Origin of the sequence: Buchnera aphidicola (Mindarus japonicus) (assembly GCF_039393905.1) — a bacterium.
Classification (GTDB): domain Bacteria; phylum Pseudomonadota; class Gammaproteobacteria; order Enterobacterales; family Enterobacteriaceae; genus Buchnera_A; species Buchnera_A aphidicola_B.
In genome coordinates this window covers 319,287-346,030 of sequence record NZ_CP135030.1, presented here as the reverse complement: position 1 = coordinate 346,030, position 26,744 = coordinate 319,287, and the positions used below count along the sequence as shown (strand labels likewise).

The following is a 26,744-nucleotide window of genomic DNA, read 5'->3' as shown; positions in this document are numbered from 1 at the left end:
AAATATGGTATTAATTATGTTAAAAAAAAAATACAAAAAAAAGGAAATGGCTAAGAAATCATTTTCAGAATTTTTTTGTTAAAGAACGACATAGACTAAATTATCGTTCCAAGGCATGGTTTAAACTAAAAGAAATTCAAGAAAAATTTCAAATTTTAAAAAAAGGAATGTCAGTAGTTGATTTAGGATCTTCTCCTGGAAGTTGGTCTGAATATGCAGTTAAAATAATAGGTAAGGAAGGTTGGATCGTTGCATATGATATTTTACCTATGAAACCGATTTCAGATGTTCTATTTTTTCAAAAAAATATTAATGAAAAAAAAATATTAAATTTTTTTTTGAAAAATAATAAAAAGGTTAATTTAATAATGTCAGATATGGCTCCAAACATGTCTGGTCATTCTAATATTGATATTATTAAAATGTTTCAACTATCTGAATTGGCTTTAAATTTAACCAAAGAAATTTTGTTAAAAAATGGAACTTTTTTAATTAAATTATTTCAAGGAACTGGTTTTTCTGAATACATTCAAAAATTACGTTTACTTTTTTTAAAAGTAAATATTTATAAACCAAATTCTTCTCAAGCTTCTTCTAGAGAAGTTTACATTGTAGCAGTCGGACGAAAAATATAGTAGTCTATGCCTTTTGTTAACTTAGTTGTAATGTGAGGTAGTATCTTGAGTGATATGACTAAAAACTTGATTCTTTGGTTAGTAGTTGCAATTATACTAATGTTTATTTTTCAAAATTTTACTACAAGCAATTTAAGTAATAGAAAAATTGAATATTCGACATTTTTATCTGAAGTTAATCGAGATCAAGTTAGAGAGGCACGTATTAATGGTAGAGAAATAAACGTTATTAAAAAAGATAATGATCGCTATACGACATATATTCCAATAAATGATCCAAGATTATTGGATGTACTTTTAGTAAAAAACGTTAGAGTAGTAGGGAATAATTCTAATGAACCTGGAATAATTATGTCAGTATTAATTTCTTGGTTTCCTACTTTTTTATTAATTGGAATTTGGATTTTTTTCATGAGGCAAATGCAACTTGGAGGAGGAAAGGGTGCAATGTCTTTTGGAAAAAGTAAAGCTAAAATGTTAAGAGAAGATCAAATAAAAACAACTTTTTCGGATGTAGCTGGTTGTGATGAAGCAAAAGAAGAAGTGAGTGAGTTAGTTGAATATCTTAAAGAACCTATTCGATTTCAGAAATTAGGAGGAAAAATACCAAAGGGTATTTTAATGGTAGGACCACCTGGAACTGGAAAAACATTATTAGCTAAAGCTATAGCCGGAGAGGCTAAAGTTCCATTTTTTACAATTTCAGGTTCTGATTTTGTAGAGATGTTTGTAGGAGTAGGTGCTTCTCGGGTAAGAGATATGTTTGAACATGCTAGAAAAGTAGCACCGTGTATTATTTTTATAGATGAAATAGATGCGGTTGGTCGTCAAAGAGGAGCAGGGCTAGGAGGCGGACATGATGAGAGGGAACAAACTTTAAATCAAATGTTAGTAGAAATGGATGGATTTGATGGAAATGAAGGAATTATACTGATAGCAGCTACTAATCGTCCAGATGTACTAGATCCTGCATTATTACGACCTGGTCGATTTGATCGCCAAGTAACAGTAGCTCTACCCGATATAAAGGGAAGAGAGGCAATTTTAAATGTTCATATTAAAAAAGTAGCAATTGGTAGAGATGTTAATTCTAAAATTATCGCTAGAGGTACTCCAGGATTTTCTGGAGCTGATTTAGCTAATTTAGTAAATGAAGCAGCATTGTTTGCTGCTCGATTAAATTTCACAACAGTTTCTATGAAACAATTTGAATTAGCAAAAGATAAAATGATTTTAGGATCAGAAAGAAAGTCTATGGTTATGAGTAATCTACAAAAAGAGTGCACAGCTTTTCATGAAGCAGGACATGTAATCGTAGGTAGGTTAGTTCCAGAACATGATCCAGCTCATAAGGTAACTATTATTCCTAGAGGAAGAGCATTAGGAGTAACTTTTTTTTTACCGGAAGAAGATTGTTTAAGTATTAGTAGGCAAAAGTTAGAAAGTCAGATTTCTACGTTGTATGGAGGAAGATTAGCAGAAGAAATTATTTACGGAGAAAATTCAGTATCAACTGGAGCACAAAATGATATTAAAGTTGCTACAAATTTAGCAAGAAATATGGTAACCCAATGGGGTTTTTCAAAAAAACTAGGTCCGTTGTTATATGCAGAAGAAGAGGAAGAAGTATTTTTAGGGCGTACCGTTTCTAAATCCAAACATATTTCAGATGAAACAGCTAGAATTGTTGATCAAGAAATAAAATCTTTAATTGAAAAAAATTATAATCGAGCAAAAAAAATACTTCATGACAATTTAGATATTTTATATGCCATGAAAAATGCTTTAATTGAATATGAAACATTAGATTCAATACAAATAAGCGATTTAATGGATAGAAAAAAATTAAAAAATACTGAAAAATAAAAAAAAGTTAATGATAAATATGTTTTTGAATTAAAAATAAAAAGTTTTATTTGTTTATAATTTTAACGATTACTGTACTATATTAAAGTATATTCTTGTTACCAGGATTTATTAGAATAATTCCTGGTAATGATAGTTATGACTAAAATTAAATATTTTTTAAAAAAATTAAATTTTTTTATATAAATTTTTAGTTTTTTCAAAATTTTTTATAAAAATAAATGTATTTTATTTCATAAAAAAATTAGGTTTTCTTTGAAAAAAGGAACAGTATTATGCATACAGTTTGTTTAATTTCTTTTATTCTTTTATCTTTTTTTTTAATTTTTTTAATTTTAATTCAATCAGAAAATAATTCTGAAATAATTAGTTCAATAAACAATAATTATGAAAAAAAATATTTATCTGTAAATTTTGAAAATAATTTCCTTTTTTTTATAACAAGTTTCATAGCAGTATTATTTTTTGTAGTTAGTTTAATATTATCTAATATTAGTAGCATTTAATCTTAACAAGAAAGTTTTAAATAATTTTAGAAAAATATAAGAAATAAAAAATAAAATTAATATATTTGAGCCGAGGTGGTGAAATTGGTAAACACGCTATCTTGAGGAGATAGTTCCCATTATTGGGTTTACGGGTTCAAATCCCGTTCTCGGTATGAAAAGATAGATTATTTTTTTTAAAATATTAAAGTAATATCTTAGATAATTTAATTAATTAAATTATGTAAGAAGTTTATTTTTTTAAAAAAACTTTTAAATTTTAAATAAATTTAAGATCAATATCTTGGTTAAATATAATAATATATCGCACGATATTAATAAAGCTTTTATTTTTAAAAAGATTTAAAAATTAAATCTAATTGTACATTTCTAAATGTATAAATTGAGGCTAAATAAAATGAATAAAGAAATTTTGGCTGTTGTGGAAGCTGTTTCTAATGAAAAAGCTTTACCAAGAGAAAAAATTTTTGAAGCGTTAGAAACTGCATTAGCTACAGCGACTAAAAAAAAATATGAACGAGATATTGATGTTCGAGTGCAAATTAACAGAAAAAATGGAGATTTTCATACATTTAGAAGATGGCTGGTAGTGCATAAAGTAATATATCCAACAAAAGAAATAACATTAGAAGCTGCCAAACTTGAAAACATTAATATTAATGTTAATGAATATGTGGAAGATCAAATTAATTCTGTAACTTTTGATAGAATTACCACACAAACAGCGAAACAAGTAATAGTACAAAAAGTAAGAGAAGCTGAACGATTTATGATTTTAGATCAGTTTTCTCAATATATAGGGGAAATTGTTATAGGAATAGTTAAAAAAAATAATAGAGATAATGTTGTATTAGATTTAGGAAATAATGCTGAAGGTATTATTACAAAAGAACATATGTTACCAAGAGAAAATTTTAGATCTGGAGATCGTGTTAGAGGGGTATTATATTCAGTAAATCCTGAGCAAAAAGGAATTCAATTATTTATTACTAGATCAAAGCCTGAAATGTTAGTTGAATTATTTAAAATTGAAGTACCAGAAATTGGGGAAGAAATTATAGAAATAAAAGCTGCAGCTAGAGATCCAGGATTACGTTCAAAAATAGCAGTTAAAACAAATGATAAAAGAATAGATCCTATTGGAGCTTGTGTAGGTATGAGGGGCGCTAGAGTACAAGCTATCTCTAATGAATTATGTGGTGAAAAAATAGATATTATTTTATGGCACGAGAATCCTGCTCAATTTGTAATTAATGCCATGGCTCCATCAGAAGTTTCATCAATAATAGTAAATAAAGAAAATCATACTATGGATATTGCTGTTAAATCTGAAAATTTAGCTAAAGCAATTGGTCGAAACGGACAAAATATTCGATTAGCGTCGCAATTGACCACTTGGGAGTTAAATGTGATGACTATAGACGATTTAAATAAAAAATATGAAAAAGAAGAAAAAAATATTTTTTCTTTATTTAAAGAAAAATTATTAATTAGTGATAAGTTAGCTGAACTATTAATACAAGAAGGATTTTCTTCAATAGAAGAATTAGCATATATACCCTTTAATGAATTATTAAAAGTTAAGAGTTTAGATAATTTAACAGCTAGTTCTATTCGAGAACAAGCAAAGAAAGTTTTAGAAAGGAAAGCATTAAATAAGAAAAAAAAATTATCTTCACGCATTACAAAAGATCTTTTAAATTTAAAAGGAATGAGTTTTAATTTAGCTCAAAAATTAGCTGAAAAAAAAATATATACTTTAGAAAATTTAGCAGATCAAAGCATTGATGATTTAATTGATATTTCAGAACTAGATAATAATACAGCTGGTAAATTAATTATGGCTGCTAGAAACATTTGCTGGTTTAATACTAAAGTTAAATAGTAAGGAATAAAGATGAATAATATAACATTAAAAATGTTGGCGAACGAATTAAAAATATCTGTAATAAAAATATTAGAATATTTTTCTGATTTAGGGATAAAAAAAACAGAAGAAATGTTGATTACTAAAAAAGAAAAAAAAAATTTATTAGATTATTTAGATCAAAAAAAAAATTTTAAATTAGAAAAAATGGTTTTAAGAAGAAAAAAAAGAAGTACAATTAATATTTCTAATATTTATGGAAAAAAAAAATCTATTCCAGTTGAAGTAAGAGAAATTAAAACTTATTTTAAACATTTAAATAAAAATGATCAGTTTAATGATAAAAAAGAAACTCTTTTAAATAAAAGTGCTGTGATAAAAGAAAAAGAAATTTTTGATAAAAAAAAAATACAGAATAAAAAAAAAATAAATGAGAATACTTTTAATGATATTCCAAATAAATTTAAAAAAAATTCCAAACAACCTATTCAAAAAAAAAATATACAGCATTTAGATAAAAAAAATATTTTAAATGGATCAAAGTTAAAAACTTCATTAAAAACAATAAAAAAGAATAGTAGTTCTTCTGAACAAAGCATTAATAAAAAAGGAAATAAAGAGACTATTCTAAAAAAATTTACAATATATGATAATAAAAGAAAAGAAAACATTAAAATAAACGAAAAGAAAAATAAGTTTGTTAAAAACAATAAAAAAAGAAAAGTTTATTCATCTAAATTAAATAAAGAAAACATTCAGTTAATTAAAAAAAATAATATTAATTATAAAAAAAATAACAAGAAAAAAAGTTCATTGCAACAATCATTTACAAAACCCACAAGAATAATTAATAAAGATGTTTTTATTAACGAAAGTATTACCGTTTCAGATTTAGCTAACAAAATGGCAGTAAAAAGTGAATTAGTAATAAAAAAATTAAAAAAAATGGAAATATTAGTTGCTAATAACAATATTCTAGATGTAGAAACGAGTCAATTAATAGCAGAAGAAATGGGGCATAAGGTTTATGTACGTCAAGAGAATGCATTAGAAAAATTAATTCTTCAAAATTGTTATGATAGTCAAAAAAATTTAAAATTTAGACCTCCAATAGTAACAGTGATGGGACATGTCGATCACGGAAAAACTTCTTTATTAGATTATATTAAATCTAGTCAAATTGCATCAAAGGAAGCGGGAGGAATTACACAACATATTGGGGCTTATCAGGTACATACTCCAAAAGGAATTATTACTTTTCTAGACACTCCTGGACATGCTGCATTTACTTCTATGAGAATTCGAGGAGCACAGATAACCGATATAGTAATTTTAGTTGTTGCTGCAGATGACGGAGTTAAACCACAAACTGTAGAGGCAATTCATCATGCAAAATCTGCTAATGTTCCTATTATTGTAGCTATTAGTAAAATTGATAAAACAACTGAAAATATCGAAAAAATTACTGATGAATTAAACAAGTATAATATAGTGCCTGAAAAATGGGGAGGAGAGAATATATTTATAAAGTTTTCTTCTAAATCAGGGAAAGGTATTTCAAATTTATTGGACGCAATTTTATTACAGGCAGAAATTTTAGAGTTAAAAGCTGCCGTTGATGGTTTAGCTAGTGGAATAGTGATTGAATCAAGATTAGATAAAGGAACTGGACCAGTAGCTAGCATTTTAGTAAAAGAAGGAACGTTAAATAAAGGAGATATCATTATCTGTGGATCTGAATATGGAAAAGTTCGTGCAATAAAAAATGAAAAAGGTAAGAATATTTTATTTGCCGAGCCTTCTTTACCCGTTGAAGTTTTAGGATTATCAGGAATGCCAGTAGTAGGAGAAAAAATAATAGTCGTTTTAGAAGAAAAAAAAGCAAAAGAACTTGCTTTATATAGAAAATTAAAAGATAGGAAATTACAATTAACCAAAAAAAATAAATTTAAAATTGAAACAATGTTTAAATCTATTGAAAAAAATTCAAATTTAGAATTAAATATTATTTTAAAATCAGACGTACAAGGTTCATTAGAAGCAATCAAAAGTGTATTAATTGAATTAAGTCAAAATAGTGAAATAAAATTAAAACTTGTTAGTTCGGGAGTTGGTGGAATTACAGAAACTGATATTTCTTTAGCTATTGCATCTAATTCAGTAGTATTAGGATTTAATGTTAAACCAGATATTTCAGCAAAAAAAATTATTGAACTAGAAAACGTTTCTTTTAGACATTATTCCGTTATTTATAAGTTAATTAATGATATAAAAGATATGATAAAGGGAAAATCTTCTCCTGAATATAAAAATGAAATTATTGGTTTAGCTGAAGTTAGAAATATTTTTACTTCTCCTAAATTTGGAACAATTGCTGGATGTATGGTTATAGATGGAATCATTAAAAAAAATAATTTTGTTCGAATTTTTAGAAATGAAAAAGTTATACATAATGGAGAATTGGATTCTTTAAAAAGATTTAAAAATGATGTAAATGAAGTTAGAAGCGGAATGGAATGTGGAATTGGAATTAAAAATTATAATGATATTTGCATAGGAGATAAGATAGAAATATTTAAAAAAGTTGAAATTGAAAACAACTAAAATATTAATTTAGTATTCAAAAAAAAATAGTTAAGAGAAAATTAATTATGCTTTATCAGTTTAATCGAATAAATCGAATAGAAAAAGAATTAATGAAAAAGATAACATCTATTTTACAATTTCATGTAAACGATATTAGGATTAATAAAATTTTTACTATATCTGAAGTGCAAGTTTCTAAAGATCTAAATTCAGCAAAAGTATTTATAAGTTTTTTAGGAGAATATTCTTCTAAAAAAATTGAAGAAAATATTAAAATATTACAATTTAGTTCTAAATATATTAGAAAATTGCTATCTAAAAATATGTACTTAAGAAGAATACCATTAATTTTTTTTGTTTATGATAATTCTTTGCAAGAAGGAATAAAAATGAATAAAATTATCAGCAAACTTATTTACAAAAAAAATAAAAAATAAAAATATAAAAAAGGTAGAAAATGTCTTTTTTAAAATTAAAAAAAAATGGTATTTTATTATTAGACAAACCAAAAGGATTTTCTTCAAACTATATATTACAGAGAGTAAAAAAAATTTTTAAATCTAAAAAAGCAGGACATATAGGATCTTTAGATCCATTGGCAACCGGGATGTTGCCAATTTGTTTTGGAGAAGCAACTAAATTTTCAATGCATTTATTAAATTCTAATAAACATTATCGAGTTATTGCAAAATTTGGAGAAAAAACTTCTACTTTAGATTCTATGGGAGAAATTATTTCAATTCGTCCAGTTAATTTTTCTTTTAATACTTTAAAAAAAGCATTAAAAAAATTTGTTGGGAAAATTTTTCAAATTCCCCCAATGTATTCTGCTATAAAACATAAAGGATTAGAATTATATAAATACGCTCGAAAAGGAATTAAAATAGATAGAAAAAAGAGAAAAGTTTTTATATATGAATTGAAATATATATTTCATGATAAAAAAATATTGCAATTAGAAGTGATATGTTCTAAAGGAACATATATTAGAACATTAATTGATGATGTAGGAGAATATTTAGGTTGTGGGGCTCATATAACATACTTGAGAAGATTAAAAGTAGGTTCTTTTTTTACATCACAATTAGTTAATTTTAATACTTTGTGTCTTTATAAGAAAAATAAAAATAAATTTATTTCAAATTATCAATTAAATAAACTATTAATTCCGATAGATAGTGCTCTTTCTATTTTTCCAGTTATCAATCTTTCTATAAAAAAAGCATATTTATTAAAATTAGGACAAAAAGTTTTTTCTTCTATTTATTATTCTGGAACGGTTAGAATTACAGAAGGAAAAAATAAAATTTTTATAGGAATTGGAAAAAATGATGATTTAGGTAATCTATTTCCCATTCGTTTAATTTCAACACATAACTCTTAAAAAATTATAATCAATAAAATAAATAATTATTTTATTTAAGTTATCTAAATAGTATTAATTAAATTAATTAAATTAAAAAAAGGATTCTTAATATGTCATTGGATAAAGTTAGTAAAGAAAAAATAATTTTAAAATACGGATTTAATAGTAAAAACTCTGGAAATACGGAAGTTCAAATAGCATTATTAACTCATACAATTAATCATTTACAAGATCATTTTTCTTTACATACTAAAGATCATAGCAGTCGTAGAGGTCTTCTAAAAATGGTTTCTAAACGTAGAAAATTATTAGATTATTTGAAACTTAAAAGTTTTTTAAAATATTCTAATTTAATTGAAAAGTTAAGTTTACGTAGATAGTACATTTTATTTACATAAAAAATTTTTATAAAAAAATGTATAAGAGGGCTTTATAAAGCCCTTTAAAAATACATTTAAATAAATTTTTATTTAAATAAATAAGTTATATATGTATTTAAAATAGTTTATATTTAAAAATATGATTGTTTTATAACAATAGTATTAAGTAATACACTTATTTTTTTAAATTTTTAGAACTAATCAAAATATATATATATTAATTCAATTATTTTTTTTAAGGATATTATTTTGTTAAACCCTATTGTACGAAAATTTCAATATGGACAACATACTGTAACTCTAGAAACGGGAGTAATGGCGCGTCAAGCTACAGCAGCTGTTATGGCAAGCATGGATGACACAGCTGTTTTCATAACTGTAGTTGTTCAAAAAAAAGTTCAACCTGGACAAAAATTTTTTCCATTAACTGTTAACTATCAAGAACGAACATATGCAGCAGGAAAAATCCCGGGAGGGTTTTTTCGTCGAGAAGGTAGACCAACTGAAAATGAAATATTAATAGCTAGATTAATAGATAGACCTATAAGACCGCTTTTTGTGACAGGATTTTTACATGAAGTACAAGTAATAGCTACAGTTGTTTCAGTAAACCCAAAAATCAATCCAGACATTATTTCAATTATAGGAACATCAGCGGCTTTAAGTTTATCGGGAATTCCATTTCAAGGCCCATTAGGTGCTGCTAGGATTGGGTATATCAATGGAAAATATGTTTTAAATCCAAATATGGAAGAGATGAAATTTAGCAAATTAGATTTAATTGTTTCGGGAACTAAAAATGCTGTTCTTATGGTAGAAGCAGAAGCAAAAATATTAAATGAAGAAAAGGTTTTGAATGCTATATCTTTTGGGCATCAAGAACAGCAAATTGTTATTGAAAATATATCTAAACTACAAAATGATGTAAATAAATTGCCTTTTGAATTCTATATTCCTCCTGTTAACAGAATTTTATCTTCTAAAATTTCTATTTTATCCGAATCTAAAATTTTTGACGCTTATTGTATTAAAGATAAACAAAAAAGACATGAAGAACTAAATTCTATTAAAATTGAGATCATTGAAGAGTTATCGAATGAATATTCAAATTTAGATGATTATGAAGTTGAAAACATTTTTCAATCTATTGAGAGAAAAATAGTTAGAAATAGAGTTTTAAATGGAAAATTACGAATTGATGGAAGAGAAAAAGATATGATTCGAGCTTTGGATATACGTACAGGAATATTGCCTAGGACTCATGGGTCAGCATTATTTACTCGAGGCGAGACACAATCATTAGTTGCAACAACTTTAGGTACTGCTAGAGATGCTCAAAACTTAGATGAACTTCTAGGGGATAGGACAGAGAATTTTTTATTTCATTATAATTTTCCTCCTTATTCAGTAGGTGAAATAGGCATGGTTGGTTCTCCTAAAAGAAGAGAAATTGGGCATGGAAGATTAGCAAAACGAAGCTTGTTAGCAGTTATGCCTAAAATAGAAAATTTTCCTTATACTATAAGGGTTGTTTCTGAAATTACGGAATCAAATGGATCCTCTTCAATGGCCTCAGTATGTGCTGCTTCCTTAGCTTTAATGGATGCAGGAGTACCAATAAAATCTGCTGTTGCTGGAATATCAATGGGTTTAATTAAAGATGTAAAAAAATATGTAATATTATCAGATATACTAGGTGATGAAGATCATCTTGGAGATATGGATTTCAAAGTGGCTGGAACGTCAGAGGGAATAACAGCTTTACAAATGGATATGAAAATAGAAGGAATTACCAATGAAATCATAAAGCTTTCTCTTTATCAAGCAAAAAGCGCTAGATTGCATATACTTAAAATTATGAATCAAGCATTAGCTTCTGCAAGAAATGAAATATCTGAACTCGCTCCAAGAATTCATACTATTAAAATTAACCCTGAAAAAATTAAAGACGTAATAGGTAAAGGAGGTTCAGTAATTAGAATGCTTACTGAAGAAACAGGAACTACAATTGAAATTGAAGATAATGGAATAATTAAGATCTCAGCTAATCTTCAAGAAAAAGCTAAAAATGCAATTCGAAGAATAGAAGCAATAACAGCTGAAATTAAAGTAGGAAGAGTTTATGTTGGAAAAGTAACAAGAATAGTTGATTTTGGAGCATTTGTTTCAATTGGAATTGGAAAAGAAGGATTGGTTCATATTTCTCAAATTTCAGAAAAACGTGTTGAAAAAGTTACTGATCATCTTAGAATTGATCAAACTATGCCAGTAAAAGTATTAGAAGTAGATCGACAAGGTCGAATTCGATTAAGTATTAAAGAAGTAAAAAAAATTTTACCAAAAAAAGAGTTATTTAATTTAAATATTTAATTAGAAAATTAAATTTATTTTTTTTAATAAACATTTATTATATAATAAATGTTTATAAATTTAATTTATATTTTTGTTGTTTTCTTTATATTAAGGTACACTATTAATTATTTTATTTTTTTAAAAGGAAAAAATAAACTTTGATTTATAACATAAATCTTAAAAGAAAAAATTGTTTTAAAGAAAATATTTTTTTAAAGAAAATTTAGTAAGAATTTTTTAATTTATTAAGATATATAAGTGAAAAAATTTAAAAAAAATTAATTTTTTAATTTTTTATAAAAAAATAATAAATTTCATATTAGTTATTTTTTTAATCAATCATATAATTTAAGCCAGTTCATACTTTTCAATGAGAATAAAATTAACTATTTTTTACGATGAGTTATCTAGACTGGCTCCTGTAACTTAAGAGGCACATCCACTGCATGACTCATAAAGAAATAAATTTTTCTACTTTTGGTTTAAACCCTTTTATAATTCAAGCACTAGATAAGATGGGGTATATAAAACCTTCACCTATTCAATTGACCTGCATACCTCTCTTATTATCAGGTCGAGACGTTTTAGGTATGGCACAAACAGGAAGTGGTAAAACAGCAGCTTTTGCATTACCATTATTACATAATATAAATAAAAGTTTAAAAGCTCCTCAAATCCTAGTTTTAGCTCCTACCAGAGAACTAGCAGTTCAAGTAGCAGAAGCGTTTTCTAATTTTTCGAAATATTTGAAGGAAATTCAAGTTCTACCTCTATACGGAGGACAAAGATATGAATTACAGTTAAGAGCTTTGAGACAAGGACCTCAAATAGTAGTAGGAACTCCTGGAAGACTTTTAGATCATTTAAAAAGAGGAACTTTGAATTTATCTCATTTACAAGGACTAGTGTTAGATGAAGCTGATGAAATGTTAAGAATGGGTTTTATAGAAGATGTAGAAAATATTATGGCGGAAATTCCTAAAAACCATCAAACAGCTTTATTTTCCGCAACTATGCCAGAAATTATTAGAAGAATTTCTAAAAGATTTATGAATAATCCAAAGGAAATTAGGATAAAATCTAATATAACAACACGTCCAGATATTTCTCAAAGTCATTGGATAGTGTATGGAAAAAAAACAGATGCATTAATTCGATTTTTAGAAGTGGAAGATTTTTCAGCAACTATTATTTTTGTACGTACAAAAAATGCAACTTTAGAAGTTTCAGAAGCTTTGGAAAGAAACGGATATAATAGTGCAGCATTAAATGGAGATATGAATCAATCAGTTAGAGAACAAACTTTAGAAAGATTAAAAAATGGTCGTTTAGATATTTTAATTGCCACTGATGTTGCAGCTAGAGGATTAGATGTAGATCGTATTAGTTTAGTAATAAATTATGATATTCCAATGGATGCTGAATCTTATGTCCATAGAATAGGTCGTACTGGAAGGGCCGGAAGAGCTGGAAGAGCGCTATTATTTGTAGAAAATAGAGAGCGAAGATTACTACGAAATATAGAAAGAATAGTAAAATTAAATATTCCAGAAGTTAATTTACCAAATCGAGATTTATTAAGTAAACGTCGTCTTGAAAAGTTCTCTGAAAAAATTAAAAAACAAATAAAAAGTAAAGATTTAAATGAATATCGTTTGTTATTGCCAAAATTATTTTCTGAAGAAAATTTTGATCTTGAAACATTATCGGCTGCATTATTAAAAATGGCACAAGGGGAGCGTCCTTTAATTATCAAACCGGATATTTATAAAAAAAATTTTAAGAGTTCTACATTTAGAAAAAGTAATAAATATGAAAGCTTTAAAAATAAAAGATTTATTCGAGATAATAAAGAAATAAAAAATATAGATTTATATCGAATTGAAGTTGGTAAAGATGACGGAGTCGAAGCTCGGCATATAGTAGGCGCTATTGCAAATGAAGGAGATATTAGTAGTAAAAAAATTGGAAACATCAAATTATATGCAAAATATTCAGTAATTGAACTACCTAAAGAATTATCTAAAGAAATATTACATAGATTTTCTCGTACTAGAATATTAAATAAATTAATAAATATTAGATTATTTAAAAAAAATAATTTCTATACAAAGAAAAAAATGATTAAACCAGCTTCTATTTATGAAAAAAATAGAAAATTAAATTTCTTACAAGAACGTAAAAATAAATTTAAAAGTAATAAAAAATTTATTTCTTCATCTCTTTTTTCTCGTGAAAAAAATATATAATTCAAAAAAAATAATTTTATATATAAATTAATTTATATATAAAAAATTTTAGACGTAAACGTTTAAAACATGTTTTTTTTATAAAATATTTTAAAAAATAGAAAGAGGATTATTCTTTCCTCTTTCTATTTTTGTTTTGATTTTAAAGCAATAGCTTCAATTTCAATGCTTACGTTCTTAGGTAATTTAGAAACACCAATACATGTTCTTGCAGGTAATATCATTTTGTAAGAATCAAAAAATTTTCTATAAGAATCATTAATTTTTTCTAATTTTTCTAATTGAGTTGTATAAATAATTATTTTAATAATTTCATTTATTTTGAAATTAGATGCTTCTACAATAAATTTAATGTTTTGCAAACAAACTCTTGTTTGTTCAAAAATACCATCAGGTATTATTTGTAGTTCTTTGTTAATTGGAATTTGTCCAGAAGTAAATAAAATATTTTTAAATGCTATGCCTTGAGAATAAGGTCCAATTGCTTCAGGAGCTTTATCTGTAACAATTTTTTTAAATTTCATATATATTTTTTCTTAATTTAAAAAAGTTAAATAATATTTATCATATAAAAATTTATAAAAATTTAATTTTTATATGCATTTTCTTTTAAAAGCGTAGAAATCATTAATGCTTTAATAGCATGAATTCTATTCTCTGCTTGTTTAAAAATAGTTTTCCTATAGTGGTGAAAGACTTCTTTAGTAATTTCTAAACCATTTTGTAACCCTAATTTTTTTAGTAATATTTTTCCCATGGTTGTATTTTTATCGTGCATAGCAGGTAAACAATGTAAAATTTCTACATTTTTGTTATTGCTTAATTCTAGGAGTTTTTTGTTAACTTGATAAGGTAGTAAACTTTTTATTTTATCTTCCCATGTTTCTTTAGGTTCCCCCATAGAAATCCAGACATCTGTATAGATAAAATCTGCATTTTTAATACCTTCGGAAATTGAATCAGTACATTCTATTTTAATATTTTTTTCTTTTCCTTTTAATTGACAAGAGCGTAAGAGTTTTTTTTCAGGCCAATATTTTTTTGGAGCAATAACAGTCATATTTAAATTAGTCAGTACAGATGCTTCTAATAATGTATTTGCAATATTATTTGTAGCATCTCCAATATAAACAATTTTTCTTCTACTCAAACATTTTTTTTTCAAAAGTTCTTGCATTGTTAGTATATCAGATAACAATTGAGTAGGATGAAATTGATCAGTTAAACCATTCCATATTGGAACTTTTGAATACTTTGATAATATCATAATGTTTTCATGTTTTCCACCACGGTATTGAATACCATCGTATAAAGAAGACAAAATTTCTACAGTATCTCGTAATGATTCTTTATAACCTAAATGTGTAGATCCAGGTCCTAAATAAGTAACATTTGCGAATTGATCAAAAGCTGCAACTTCAAAAGCACATCTTGTTCTAGTTGATTCTTTTTCAAAAATTAAAACAATTTTCTTATTTTTTAAATATGGAATTTCTTTTTTTTCTGATTTTAATTTCTTTAAATCAGCTGATAAATTAATTATTTTTTTTATTTCAATATCTGAAAAATCAAATAATCTAGTACAATGACGTTGGTACAAATCAGACATTTTTTCATCCCTATAATTATTTTAATTAAAATTTTTTTGATTTTATTAATGAAAAAATATATTTTTATAAAAAAATATTTTTGTAAACAAATTTAATTTAAAAATAATTAAATTGGTACTATAATGTTATTGGTTTATTTTATTTACGTCCACTATTATTTTTTTATATTTATAATTTTAATAAGTATTTTTTTAAAAAAATATATAAAAAAATAATTTAATAATAATATTTCTATTTAAAAATTAAGATTTTTATGAAATTTAAAATAAAAAATATAAATTTAAAAAAATTTTCTTCACCATGCGTTGTTTTAGGAATTTCAGAAATAAATAAGTTTTCTAAATTATTAAATATTTTTAATAAAAGTACAAAAAAATATATTAGTGATTTTATTTTAAAAAAAGATACAATAATAAGTTTTGGGAAACTAACTTTATTATATAATACTTTAAATATTACTCCAAATTTAATTTTGTTAGTTGGATGCGGAAAAAATCAAGAATTAAGTAAAAAAGAATTTATTAAAATAACCTCTAAGGTTATAAATTTTCTATATGAAAATCAATTGCAGAGTTCTTGTTGGTTTTTAATAGAACTACCAGTAAAAAAATTAAATATATATTGGAAAATTAGAATTATAACAGAAATTATAGGAGATAAATTATATTCTTTTGATATTTTTAAGACTAAAAAAAGCAATATTTTTAAAATTAAAAAAATTAATTTCTGCATAGTTAACGAATGTAATTTAAAAGAATCGGAAATTGCTTTAAAACATTCTTTATCAATTTTAAAGGGAAAAAATATTTCTAGAGATTTATCAAATACTCCACCTAATATTTGTACTCCTTTTTATTTATCGGAAAAATCTAAATTATTATCTGAGAAATATAAAGAAACAGTTACTACAGAGATATTTGATGCTAATAAAATTAAAGAATTTGGAATGAACGCTTATTTTTCAGTAGGAAAGGGTTCTAACAATTCATCTTACATGTCAATTATAAATTACAAAAAAAATTTTAAATTAAATAAAAAATTAATAGTTTTAATAGGAAAAGGGGTAACTTTTGATTCAGGAGGAATTTCTATTAAACCTTCGAAAAACATGGACGAAATGAAATATGATATGTCAGGAGCAGCAGCAGTATACGGTGTAATGTTGTTTGCTGCTGAATTAAATTTACCTTTAAATATTATGGGTATCATAGCAGGATCTGAAAATATGCCAGATGGCAATTCTTTTCGACCAGGAGACGTTTTAAAAACATTATCTGGAAAAACAGTGGAAATATTAGATACGGATGCAGAGGGAAGGTTGATTTTATGTGATGTATTAACTTATGTAGAACAGTTTGACCCTGATATTGTTATTGACATCGCAACTTTAACAGGAGCTTGTGTTATAGCATTAGGAAATATAGTAAGTGGAGTAATGTCTAATGACAAGAATTTAGTCAATGATTTAATTAAAGCTGGAAAATTAACTGAAGATAAAATCTGGGAATTACCATTACATTCAGAATACAAAAAATTATTATCCTCTGATATAGCCGATTTTTCTAATATAGGTGGACCAAAAGCTGGAGCTATAAGTGCAGCTATGTTTTTATCTTTTTTTACTAAAAAATATAAATGGGCTCATTTGGATGTAGCAGGAACTGCTTGGAACACTAAGAAAAAAAAAGAATCAACCGGTCGACCTGTTCCTTTATTATGTCAGTTTTTATTAAACAAATCTGGTTATTCTTACTAAATTTTAAACTTAATTAATTATTTACATTTAATATAATTACTTTTTTCATAAAATTTTTTTAATTTATATAAAAAAAATTTTAATAATAAAAGTTAAGGTTTATTAACATGAGTAAACAATATAATCCTAAAGATATTGAAAAAAAAATATATCTTTTTTGGGAAAAAAATAATTTTTTTAAACCAACTAATAATAAAAATAAAAAAAATTTTAGTGTAATTATGCCTCCTCCTAACATAACAGGAAGTTTACATTTAGGACATGCTTTTCAACAAACAATCATGGATATTTTAGTTCGATATAATCGAATGAAAGGAAAAAATACTTTATGGAAAGTAGGGACTGATCACGCTGGGATTGCTACTCAAACATTAGTAGAACGAAAAATATCTTCAAAAGATTCAAAAATAACACGTCAACATTTAGGAAGAAAAAATTTTATTAATGAAGTTTGGAAATGGAAAAAAAAATCACATAATCAAATTTCTTATCAAATACGCCGTTTAGGAAGTTCTGTAGATTGGTCAACGGAAAGATTTAGTTTAGATAAAGAAATGAAAATTGCTGTAAAAAAAGCATTTATTTCCCTTTATGAAAAAAAATTAATTTATAAAAAAAAATGTTTATCTAATTGGGATTCAAAACTAAGAACTGTTATTTCTGATTTAGAAATTAATAATCAATTGATTAAAGGAAAAATGTGGTATTTAAAGTATTTTTTTGTTCCGAAAAAAAATGAAATATTAAAAAAAAAATATTTGGTTGTAGCGACTACAAGACCCGAAACATTGTTTGGAGATGTAGCGATAGCTATTAATCCAGATGATAAACGGTATGAAAAATATATAGGAAAAAAAGTTTTTATTCCATTAATTAAAAGAGTAATACCTATAATTTTAGATAAAAGAATTGATATTAAAAAAGGAACAGGATGTGTAAAAATTACTCCAGCTCATGACTTTTTAGATTACGATATAGCAGTTTCTCATAATTTACCTTTAATTAATATTTTTACACTTGAAGGAAAAATTTGTAAAGTTGTAGATATATATGATGTAAAGGGAAATAAATTAAAAATATATGACTCTTATATTCCTGAAAAATTTAGAAATTTAGATAAATATATAGCTAGAGAAAAAGTAATAAAAGAAATAAAAAAAAATGATTTTTTAAAAGACATAAAAGATTATGAATATAATCTTCCAACAGGAGATAGAAGTAATATTGTAATAGAACCTATTTTAACTAATCAATGGTATTTAAAAACAAAAGAGTTATCGAAAATAGCAATAGATATTGTTAAAAAAGAAAAAATTAAATTTATACCTTCTCAATATAAAAAATTATATTTTTCTTGGATGAAAAATATTAAGGATTGGTGTATTTCTCGTCAGTTATGGTGGGGTCATAGAATACCTATTTGGTATGATAAGAAAAACAATATTTATACAGGATATAATGAAAAAGATGTAAGAAAAAAATATAATCTTTCAGAAAAATTATATCTGTTTCAGGAAAAAGATGTATTAGATACTTGGTTTTCTTCAGCTTTATGGAGTTTTGCTTCGTTAGGATGGCCTAAATCAACTAGAGAATTAAATGACTTTCATCCAACCAATATTTTAGTCAGTGGTTTTGATATTATTTTTTTTTGGATTGCTAGGATGATAATGTTAACAATGTATTTTATAAAAGATAAAGATAATATTTCTCAAATTCCTTTTAAAAAAGTATATATAACAGGATTAATAAGAGATGAATCAGGAAAAAAAATGTCAAAATCTAAAGGAAATGTTATTGATCCAATAGATATGATTGATGGAATCTCATTAAATAATTTAGTTATTAAAAGAACAAAAAATTTACTTAAATCCGATTTTTCAGAAAAAATAATTCAACTTACTAAAAAAGAATTTCCTTTAGGTATAAAAGGAGCAGGAACTGACGCATTACGATTTACTTGTGCAGCGTTAGCATCAATGAATCGAGAAATTAACTGGGATATGAATCGGCTTTATGGTTATAAAAGTTTTTGCAATAAATTATGGAATGCAAGTAGATTTATTTTTTTTCATGTTGAAAATTCAAAAATTAATTATAGTAAAAAAAATTTTTTATCTGTAATGGATAAATGGATAATTTCAGATTTTCATATAGCTGTTAAATCATTTGTTCAAGCATTAAAAACATATCGCTTTGATATAGCTGCTCATATAATATATGATTTTATTTGGAATAAATTTTGTGATTGGTATTTAGAATTTTCTAAGATAACTATAAAATATGGGTCTAAAGAAGAAAAAATTAGTAACTTATGTACTTTAGTTAAAGTTTTAGAAGCTGTATTAAGGCTTGCTCATCCTATTATTCCTTTTATTACTGAAAGTATTTGGATGAAAGTAAAACATATACTTAACTTGAACTCTGATTCGATTATGTTATCTAATTTTCCCAAATTTAATTTTCAATTAATAGATAAAAAATCAACGTTATATGTTTCGTATATAAAAAAAATTGTTTCTATAATTAGAAAAATTCGTTTTTCTATGAAATTATCTAAAAATATTTTAATTTCCGTAATGTTTTATAATCCTAATAATTATATTGAATTAATTATTAAAAAATATAAAAATTATATATTGAATATGTTAGGAATAAAAAGTATAAAAATTATACTTTCAAATAAAAATATTCCAATTTCTATTAAAAAAAATATTGATGAAACAGAAGTTATAGTTCCAATTACAGGATTAATCAATAAAAAAAAAGAATTATTGGAAACTGAATTGAAATTAAAAAAAATAGAATCAAAAATTAAAAAAATAAAATTCCAGTTAAAAAATAAAAATTTTCTTTTATATGCTCCTACAATGGTGATAGAAAAAAATAAAAAAGTACTTTCTTTATTGAAAATAGAAAAAAATGATTTATTAAATTATAAAAAATTGATTGTAAAAATTTAAAAAATAAATTTTTTAAAAAATTTATTAATTACTGTCTATTTAAAAAATATTATTTTTTTATTTTTGATAAGAAAACTTTATAAAATAGTTTTTTATAAAAAGTTATTTTTATTAATATGATTAATTATAAGGATAATTTTTATTATGCTCGAATTACATAATATTATTTCTAGAAAAAAATTAAAAAAAAGAATGGAACTAGATAATGTTGAACGAGTTACTCTTTCTTTTTATAAATATTTTTTTATTAAAAATCCTATTAATTTCAGAAATTTAATTTATGTTAATTTTAATAAATTAAAAATTTTTGGAAGAGTTTATATTGCTCACGAAGGGATTAATGCACAAATTAGTGTTCCTAGTTTTTTTTTTCACTCAGTAAAAAGATTTTTAAAAAAAATAAATAAAAATTTTAAAAATATATTTATTAATAAAAGTATTAATAACAAAAAAAAATCTTTTTGGATTTTAATAGTTAAAGTAAGAAAAAGAATCGTATCAGATGGAATTCTAAATAAAAAATTTTCTATGAATCCTTTTGGAAAATATTTAAATGCTATAGAAGTAAATAAAATGTTTAAAGAAAAAACTACTTTATTAGTTGATGTTAGAAATAATTATGAGTATAAAATTGGTTATTTTGAAAATTCAATTAAATTACCTGGAAAAACTTTTAGAGAACAAATAAAATTAATAGTAAATTATTTACATCATTTAAAAGAAAAAAATATAATTTTATATTGTACAGGAGGAATTCGTTGTGAAAAAGCTGCTTCTTGGTTAACCTTTAACGGTTTTAATAATGTATATCAAATAAAAAATGGAATTATTGGATATATTAAAGATGCTAAATTAAATAATTTACCCATATATTTTAAAGGAAAAAATTTTGTTTTTGATTCAAGAATGGGAGAAAGAATTACTAAAGATATTTTATCAACTTGCAAAAACTGTAAAATTTCATGTGATTCTTATACAAATTGTCGAAATGATCGCTGTCATGTTTTAATGATTCAATGTTCAGATTGTTCAAAAAAATTAAATAATTGTTGTTCTTTAATATGTAAAAAGAAAATAAAAAGTTAATTCTGTTATTTAATTTTTGGTTTTTAAAATTATATTATTAAATATGTAGATTATTTTTTTAAAATATATTTTTTTTAAGACATTAATTCAATTAATAAATCTGATTTACTTTAACAGGAAAAAGTTAAAAATGTTAGTTTCTGTATTAGATATTTATAAAAAGAAAGTTAAAATTAATAGTAGCATTGTTATTAAAGGTTGGGTTCGAAGTAAACGGAGTTCAAAAATAGGTATTTCTTTTATTCATTTATATGATGGTTCTCATTTATCTCCTATTCAGATAATTGCAGAAAAAAAATTATCCAACTATCAAGATGAAATATTAAAGTTAACAACTGGATGTTCTATAATTGTAAATGGAAAATTAGTAAAGTCTTATGGTAAGCAACAAGAAAGTGAAATATATGCTTCTAATATTAAAGTTATAGGTTGGGTTGAAAATCCTGATACTTATCCTTTATCTTTAAAAAAACATACTAATGAATTTCTTAGATCTATACCTCATTTAAGAACAAGAAGTAATTCTTTTGGAGCTATTAATAGAATTAGGAGTTTTTTATTTCATTCTTTACATACCTTTTTAAATAACAAAAAATATTATTGGGTACCTACTCCGATCATTACTGCTATAAATGCAGAAGGAGCAGGTTCTATGTTTAAAGTATCTTCCTTTGATTTTCAAAAAATTCCTAAACAAATTTCAGGAAAAGTTGATTTTTCTAAAGATTTTTTTGGAAAAAAAACATTTTTAACTGTTTCAGGACAGTTAACAGCAGAAGCTTATGCTTGTGCTATGTCAAAAGTATATACATTCGGACCTACTTTTCGAGCTGAAAATTCTAATACTAAACGTCATTTATCAGAATTTTGGATGTTAGAAGTTGAAACAGCTTTTTCAAATCTTTTTGATTTAACAAAATTAGTGGAAGAAATTTTTAAATATTCTATAAATGAAGTTTTAAAATATTGCTTGCCAGAAATTCTTTTTTTTGAAAAAAAATATAAGTTAAAAATAGTTAAAAAACTTGAAAGAAATTTAAATGAAAAAATAATTCAAGTAGAATATTCAGAAATTATTGATATACTTAAAAAAAGTAAAAATAATTTTTCTCAACCTGTTTTCTTTGGATTGGATTTAAATATAGAACATGAAAAATATATAGTTGATAGTTATTTTAATTCTCCTGTAATAATTAAAAATTTTCCTAAAGAAATAAAAGCTTTTTATATGCGATTAAACAATGATAATAAAACCGTTTCAAGTATGGATATGTTAGTTCCTGGAATTGGAGAAATTATTGGAGGATCTCAAAGAGAAGAAAGATTATCTATATTAGAAAATCGTATGTTAGAATTAAACTTAAAAAAAGAAAATTATTATTGGTATAGAGATTTAAGAAAATATGGAACAGTTCCACATTCTGGTTTTGGATTAGGATTTGAACGTTTATTACAATATATTACAGGAATAAATAATATTAGAGATGTTATACCCTTTCCTAGAACTGTTCGAAATAGCGATTTTTAACTTAAAACAAAGATTAAGTTAAATAAATTTTTTTTAAAGAAAAAAATATATATAGAATATAAATATACATATTTAATAAAAGTATTAATTTTTAATATTTTTTGTAAATAAAAAATATGTTATATTTTTACATAAACATTTCTAATATTTTATTAAAAATAAAAATATAATAAATTTATTAAACTAATAATTTTTTATATTGATTTTAATTTTTTTCCACCTAATACATGAATATGTAAATGATTGATTTCTTGACCTGCATGTTGATTACAGTTGATTAGTAATCTATAACCCGTACTACTAATATTTTTTTTTTTTGCAAGAGTAATTGCTATATTCAACATATGAAAAATTAAATTTTTATCTTTTTTTTGTATTTCGTTTAAAGAGGAAATAACTTTATTTGGAACTACAAGGAAGTGTATAGGTGCTTTTGGTTTAATGTCTGAAAAGACAGTAACTTTACTATCTTGATATAAAATATCAGCTGGTATTTCTTTTTTAATAATTTTTTTAAAAATATTGTTTTTTTTCATATATTTTTTCTCTAAATATTTATTTTTTAATGTTAAATTAAGAAGAGTTAAATTTTACTCTCCTTAATTTAGTAAAAAATTAGTTTTTTTTAATATAATTTTCTATTTCAGTCTTTAAATTATCTGATTTTGTTCCAAAAACTGCTTGTACACCTAATCCTGAGATAAAAACTCCAACAGCACCTAAATTTTTTAATTTAGAAACGTTTACATTTGATGTATCTAAAACAGAAATACGAAGACGAGTAATACAAGCATCTAAGTTAGTTATGTTATTTTTCCCGCCTAATGCATTTACTAAATAAGGTGCGAGTTCAGAATTACTAAGATTGTTTAATACATTTTGAGACTTTTCTCTTCCGGGTGTATTTAAATTTAACTGTTTAATTAAAACATAGAAAATAAAATAATATACTAGGCCGTATAGTATACCAATTAATGGAAACATCCAAATATTATTTCCGTGTCCACTTAAGATAATAAAATCTATTAGTCCATGAGAAAAACTATTTCCTGCTCTCATATCAAGTAAAATACATATTGGGAATGATAGTCCTGCTAAAATAGAGTGTATAATATACAATATAGGAGCAGTTAATAAAAATGAAAATTCTATAGGTTCAGTAATGCCAGTTAAAAATGCTGTTAGCATACCAGACAACATTATACTTCCTATTTTAACTTTATTTTCTGGTTTGGCAGTATTCCAAATAGCTAAAGCAGCTCCAGGTAAACCATACATTTTAAATAAAAATCCACCAGAAAGTTTTCCAGCAGAATCATCTCCTGCCATATATCTTGCAACGTCTCCATGAAAAGTTTGTCCTATTGAATTCGTATATTCTCCTATTTGCATTTGGAATGGTACATTCCAAATATGGTGTAATCCAATTGGTACTAGGATTCTTTCTACAAATCCATACATTCCAAATGCAAATATAGGATTTTGATAAGCTGCCCATTCAGAAAATTTCTGTATCGCATTTCCAATAGGTGGCCAGATTAAAGCTAACAATAATCCAATAAAAATCGATATTAGTCCAGAAATAATAGGAACAAATCTTTTACCTGCAAAGAACCCTAAATATTCTGGGAGCTGAATTTGATAAAACAAATTAAACATAGAAGCGGCAATAGAACCAGCAATAATACCTCCTAAAATTCCTGTATCTATAAGATGTTCTTGGGAGATATTTATTATTTTCATAACTGAAAAAATAGGTACTGCTACAGATAATGTTTTTATCATTATCCCATAAGCTATTACAGCAGCTAAAGCAGATACTCCATCATTTTTTGTAAATCCTAGTGCAACTCCAATTGCAAAAATTAAAGGCATATTGGAAAAAACAGACCCTCCTGCTTCCGCCATAACATTAGATATTGCTTTAGGAATCATGCTAAAGTGAGCTGATCCTATTCCTAATAATATACCCGCAATCGGAAGTACAGAAACAGGTAACATTAATGATTTTCCTATTTTTTGCATGTTTGCAAATACATTTTTTAACATATTCTAAAACTCCTAAATATTATCAGGATTTTTTAAGATAAGTTATTATTAATAATATTTTTAATAAAAAATATTTTTATAATTAATAAATAAAATTATTTATTTAAATATGAAATAACTCAAGGTTAATTAAAAAAATCTTTATATTTTTTTATTTTTTATCTGATAAATTAAATAAAGTAAAAAAATTTTTTTTTATTTGTTTAGTAAATGTTTCTATATTAATATTTTTTAATTTAGCTAATAATTTTGCTATTTCATACAAATAAGCAGGTTGGTTTTCTTTTCCTCGATAGGGTTCAGGAGATAAATAAGGAGAATCAGTTTCAATTAATATTTTTTCTATCGGAATAACTTTAGCGGTTTCTCTTAATAAAAAAGAATTTTTAAATGTAATAATTCCGGAAAATGATATATAGAAACCTAAATTTATTAATTTTTTAGCTGAAATATAATTTTCTGTAAAAGAGTGTAGTATTCCTCTATATGGTTTATTATTTTCTTCTTCCAATATTTGGAATATATCATGTATTGCTTTTCTACAATGAATTATAAGCGGTTTTTTAAATTTTTTTGCTATTTTGATATGTTCACGAAATAATAATTTTTGTTCAGAATGTCCGTTTTTAGAATAAAAATAATCTAATCCTGTTTCTCCTATAGCAATTATATTTTCATTAATAGCAATGTTTTTTAATTTTTTAATATCATTTTTTTCATTTTTTATATTATTTGGATGAATTCCACATGAATATAAAATATTTGGTTTTTCCCCTATATATTTTTTAGAAAGATAATAATCTTTAATAGAAGTTGAAACTACTAAAATCATTTTAACATTTTTTTTTTCTGCTTTTTTAATAGTATTATTTATTCCATTTTTTTTGTCTCTACATTTTAGATTATGAAGATGACAATGAGAATCTATTAAAAACATATGTTTCTCTCTTATTTAAATTTATTAGTATTTAAAAAATATTCCCAATTTAATAATTTTTTAGAAATCAATAATTCTTGATTAATGTTTGAAACATTAAGTAGATAATATCTACATTTTAACCATAAACGAAGACTAATATCTAAAGTATAGTAGGAATATTTTGAAGATATTGTTTTTATAGTACTAATATTATCTAAATTTGATAAACTTTCTGTTATATTATATTTCCATTTAATAGCATCTAATAAAATTAAACAAATCCAATTTATTTTAAATAAAATATTTTTTCCAATGAAATAAGGAAGTAGTAAAATTAAACTTTTTTTTTGAATAAAATCAATTAATTTTTCATAAAAATTTTTTCTTTCTATCCATAATTTACTTTTAATTAATTTTATAGCCATTAAAGGAGCATTTTCTGATATTTTTAGAGAAGTTAAAAAATATTTTTCTTTAATTATAAAGTTATTTTCTTTAAACCAGATTAAACAATTTTTTTTTGAAGGAGCATAAATATTTAATAAAAAGCATCTACTTTTTAAAGTAAGTGGAATTTTGAAAGAATTAAAATTAATTAGCAAAAAAAAAGTGTTTTTAGGAGGTTCTTCTAACATTTTTAATAGAATATTAATTCCGTATTCATTTAAGAAATCTGTATTTGAAAAACAAATAATTTTAATTTTACCTTGTTGTGCGGATGTAAAAATTTTTTCATTTAATGTTCTTAACGTTTCAACATCTATAATTTTTTTTTCTTTTTCTGGTTTTAAAAAATACCAGTCAGGGTGATTTAAAGATTTTGTTAAATTACATGCACGACATAATTTACAATTTTCATCTTTTTTTTTGTTTAGACATAATAACCATGTACTAAATTTCCATACTAAATTAAATATTCCTATTCCTTTAATGGTATTTATTAAAATAGTATGGTGTAGTTTATTATTATTATGTTGAAAAATAAGTTTTTTATAAGCAGAAATTAACCAAGGATACAGGATCATA

Annotated in this window: 19 protein-coding genes, 1 tRNA gene and 1 pseudogene; 15 read left to right on the top strand and 6 right to left on the bottom strand. The window is 24.1% G+C overall.

What is annotated here, in order from left to right; translation table 11 throughout:
* Nucleotides 1–113: 113 nt before the first annotated feature.
* The 11 genes and pseudogenes from RJT65_RS01570 to RJT65_RS01520 all read left to right on the top strand — a co-directional run.
* A pseudogene (locus RJT65_RS01570) lies at nt 114–635 on the top strand (RlmE family RNA methyltransferase); the annotation flags it as partial.
* 54 nt (nt 636–689) lie between these two features.
* On the top strand, nt 690–2,501 hold the full coding sequence (ftsH, locus tag RJT65_RS01565) for an ATP-dependent zinc metalloprotease FtsH (RefSeq protein ID WP_343152463.1): 1,812 nt from the start codon (nt 690–692) through the stop codon (nt 2,499–2,501).
* A gap of 275 nt (nt 2,502–2,776) precedes the next feature.
* On the top strand, nt 2,777–3,007 hold the full coding sequence (secG, locus tag RJT65_RS01560; protein WP_343152462.1) for a preprotein translocase subunit SecG: 231 nt from the start codon (nt 2,777–2,779) through the stop codon (nt 3,005–3,007).
* A 69-nt stretch (nt 3,008–3,076) separates the two neighbouring features.
* Nucleotides 3,077–3,162: transfer RNA gene (locus RJT65_RS01555), tRNA-Leu, on the top strand.
* Nucleotides 3,163–3,404: 242 nt separating this feature from the next.
* Nucleotides 3,405–4,892 (top strand): transcription termination factor NusA, encoded by a 1,488-nt coding sequence (gene nusA / locus RJT65_RS01550; protein ID WP_343152461.1) that lies wholly within the window; start codon nt 3,405–3,407, stop codon nt 4,890–4,892.
* A gap of 12 nt (nt 4,893–4,904) precedes the next feature.
* Complete coding sequence (infB, locus tag RJT65_RS01545; RefSeq protein WP_343152458.1) at nt 4,905–7,478, top strand: translation initiation factor IF-2; 2,574 nt, start codon at nt 4,905–4,907, stop codon at nt 7,476–7,478.
* Nucleotides 7,479–7,525: 47 nt separating this feature from the next.
* Nucleotides 7,526–7,897, top strand: a complete 372-nt coding sequence (rbfA, locus tag RJT65_RS01540) for a 30S ribosome-binding factor RbfA (RefSeq protein ID WP_343152457.1) — start codon at nt 7,526–7,528, stop codon at nt 7,895–7,897.
* Between the two features lie 20 nt (nt 7,898–7,917).
* Entirely contained in the window at nt 7,918–8,844 is a 927-nt protein-coding gene (truB, locus tag RJT65_RS01535; RefSeq protein WP_343152456.1) for a tRNA pseudouridine(55) synthase TruB, read from the top strand.
* Between the two features lie 92 nt (nt 8,845–8,936).
* Nucleotides 8,937–9,206: a 30S ribosomal protein S15 gene (gene rpsO, locus RJT65_RS01530; protein ID WP_343152455.1), complete on the top strand. Its 270-nt coding sequence runs from the start codon at nt 8,937–8,939 to the stop codon at nt 9,204–9,206.
* A 249-nt stretch (nt 9,207–9,455) separates the two neighbouring features.
* A complete protein-coding gene (pnp, locus tag RJT65_RS01525; RefSeq protein ID WP_343152452.1) occupies nt 9,456–11,576 on the top strand; it encodes a polyribonucleotide nucleotidyltransferase in 2,121 nt (706 codons plus the stop codon).
* 428 nt (nt 11,577–12,004) lie between these two features.
* A complete protein-coding gene (locus RJT65_RS01520; protein ID WP_343152450.1) occupies nt 12,005–13,807 on the top strand; it encodes a DEAD/DEAH box helicase in 1,803 nt (600 codons plus the stop codon).
* Nucleotides 13,808–13,932: 125 nt separating this feature from the next.
* Here the strand turns inward: RJT65_RS01520 and RJT65_RS01515 are convergent, their stop codons facing one another.
* Both RJT65_RS01515 and argF read right to left on the bottom strand, forming a co-directional pair.
* Nucleotides 13,933–14,331, bottom strand: a complete 399-nt coding sequence (locus RJT65_RS01515; RefSeq protein WP_343152447.1) for a Rid family detoxifying hydrolase — start codon at nt 14,329–14,331, stop codon at nt 13,933–13,935.
* 62 nt (nt 14,332–14,393) lie between these two features.
* The gene (gene argF, locus RJT65_RS01510) at nt 14,394–15,416 is read right to left on the bottom strand and encodes an ornithine carbamoyltransferase (RefSeq protein ID WP_343152445.1); all 1,023 of its coding nucleotides are present in this window, start codon (nt 15,414–15,416) and stop codon (nt 14,394–14,396) included.
* Nucleotides 15,417–15,670: 254 nt separating this feature from the next.
* Here argF and RJT65_RS01505 point away from each other — a divergent pair, with 254 nt between their 5' ends.
* From RJT65_RS01505 to asnS, 4 genes are all read left to right on the top strand, one after another.
* A complete protein-coding gene (locus RJT65_RS01505; protein WP_343152443.1) occupies nt 15,671–17,173 on the top strand; it encodes a leucyl aminopeptidase in 1,503 nt (500 codons plus the stop codon).
* Between the two features lie 107 nt (nt 17,174–17,280).
* Nucleotides 17,281–20,136: a valine--tRNA ligase gene (locus RJT65_RS01500; RefSeq protein WP_343152442.1), complete on the top strand. Its 2,856-nt coding sequence runs from the start codon at nt 17,281–17,283 to the stop codon at nt 20,134–20,136.
* A 144-nt stretch (nt 20,137–20,280) separates the two neighbouring features.
* Nucleotides 20,281–21,222, top strand: a complete 942-nt coding sequence (locus tag RJT65_RS01495) for a rhodanese-related sulfurtransferase (RefSeq protein WP_343152440.1) — start codon at nt 20,281–20,283, stop codon at nt 21,220–21,222.
* 130 nt (nt 21,223–21,352) lie between these two features.
* Nucleotides 21,353–22,750 carry an asparagine--tRNA ligase gene (gene asnS, locus RJT65_RS01490; RefSeq protein WP_343152437.1) on the top strand — a complete coding sequence of 466 codons (1,398 nt, stop codon included), beginning with the start codon at nt 21,353–21,355 and terminating at the stop codon, nt 22,748–22,750.
* Between the two features lie 194 nt (nt 22,751–22,944).
* Here asnS and RJT65_RS01485 read toward each other — a convergent pair whose 3' ends face one another.
* The 4 genes from RJT65_RS01485 to RJT65_RS01470 all read right to left on the bottom strand — a co-directional run bounded on the left by RJT65_RS01485 (nt 22,945) and on the right by RJT65_RS01470 (nt 26,743).
* Entirely contained in the window at nt 22,945–23,286 is a 342-nt protein-coding gene (locus tag RJT65_RS01485) for an HIT domain-containing protein (RefSeq protein WP_343152435.1), read from the bottom strand.
* A gap of 79 nt (nt 23,287–23,365) precedes the next feature.
* Nucleotides 23,366–24,799, bottom strand: coding sequence for a PTS glucose transporter subunit IIBC (ptsG, locus tag RJT65_RS01480; protein WP_343152433.1), 1,434 nt, complete (start codon nt 24,797–24,799; stop codon nt 23,366–23,368).
* 151 nt (nt 24,800–24,950) lie between these two features.
* Nucleotides 24,951–25,736: a TatD family hydrolase gene (locus tag RJT65_RS01475; protein ID WP_343152432.1), complete on the bottom strand. Its 786-nt coding sequence runs from the start codon at nt 25,734–25,736 to the stop codon at nt 24,951–24,953.
* 11 nt (nt 25,737–25,747) lie between these two features.
* A complete protein-coding gene (locus RJT65_RS01470; RefSeq protein ID WP_343152430.1) occupies nt 25,748–26,743 on the bottom strand; it encodes a DNA polymerase III subunit delta' C-terminal domain-containing protein in 996 nt (331 codons plus the stop codon).
* Nucleotide 26,744 lies beyond the last annotated feature (1 nt).

Bases quoted from the DNA above. Each gene is read 5' to 3' on its own strand.
- ftsH (WP_343152463.1), top strand. From the start codon at position 690: ATGACTAAAAACTTGATTCTTTGGTTAGTAGTTGCAATTATACTAATG.
- secG (WP_343152462.1), top strand. From the start codon at position 2,777: ATGCATACAGTTTGTTTAATTTCTTTTATTCTTTTATCTTTTTTTTTA.
- nusA (WP_343152461.1), top strand. From the start codon at position 3,405: ATGAATAAAGAAATTTTGGCTGTTGTGGAAGCTGTTTCTAATGAAAAA.
- infB (WP_343152458.1), top strand. From the start codon at position 4,905: ATGAATAATATAACATTAAAAATGTTGGCGAACGAATTAAAAATATCT.
- rbfA (WP_343152457.1), top strand. From the start codon at position 7,526: ATGCTTTATCAGTTTAATCGAATAAATCGAATAGAAAAAGAATTAATG.
- truB (WP_343152456.1), top strand. From the start codon at position 7,918: ATGTCTTTTTTAAAATTAAAAAAAAATGGTATTTTATTATTAGACAAA.
- rpsO (WP_343152455.1), top strand. From the start codon at position 8,937: ATGTCATTGGATAAAGTTAGTAAAGAAAAAATAATTTTAAAATACGGA.
- RJT65_RS01520 (WP_343152450.1), top strand. From the start codon at position 12,005: ATGACTCATAAAGAAATAAATTTTTCTACTTTTGGTTTAAACCCTTTT.
- RJT65_RS01515 (WP_343152447.1), bottom strand. From the start codon at position 14,331: ATGAAATTTAAAAAAATTGTTACAGATAAAGCTCCTGAAGCAATTGGA.
- argF (WP_343152445.1), bottom strand. From the start codon at position 15,416: ATGTCTGATTTGTACCAACGTCATTGTACTAGATTATTTGATTTTTCA.
- RJT65_RS01505 (WP_343152443.1), top strand. From the start codon at position 15,671: ATGAAATTTAAAATAAAAAATATAAATTTAAAAAAATTTTCTTCACCA.
- RJT65_RS01500 (WP_343152442.1), top strand. From the start codon at position 17,281: ATGAGTAAACAATATAATCCTAAAGATATTGAAAAAAAAATATATCTT.
- RJT65_RS01495 (WP_343152440.1), top strand. From the start codon at position 20,281: ATGCTCGAATTACATAATATTATTTCTAGAAAAAAATTAAAAAAAAGA.
- asnS (WP_343152437.1), top strand. From the start codon at position 21,353: ATGTTAGTTTCTGTATTAGATATTTATAAAAAGAAAGTTAAAATTAAT.
- RJT65_RS01485 (WP_343152435.1), bottom strand. From the start codon at position 23,286: ATGAAAAAAAACAATATTTTTAAAAAAATTATTAAAAAAGAAATACCA.
- ptsG (WP_343152433.1), bottom strand. From the start codon at position 24,799: ATGTTAAAAAATGTATTTGCAAACATGCAAAAAATAGGAAAATCATTA.
- RJT65_RS01475 (WP_343152432.1), bottom strand. From the start codon at position 25,736: ATGTTTTTAATAGATTCTCATTGTCATCTTCATAATCTAAAATGTAGA.
- RJT65_RS01470 (WP_343152430.1), bottom strand. From the start codon at position 26,743: ATGATCCTGTATCCTTGGTTAATTTCTGCTTATAAAAAACTTATTTTT.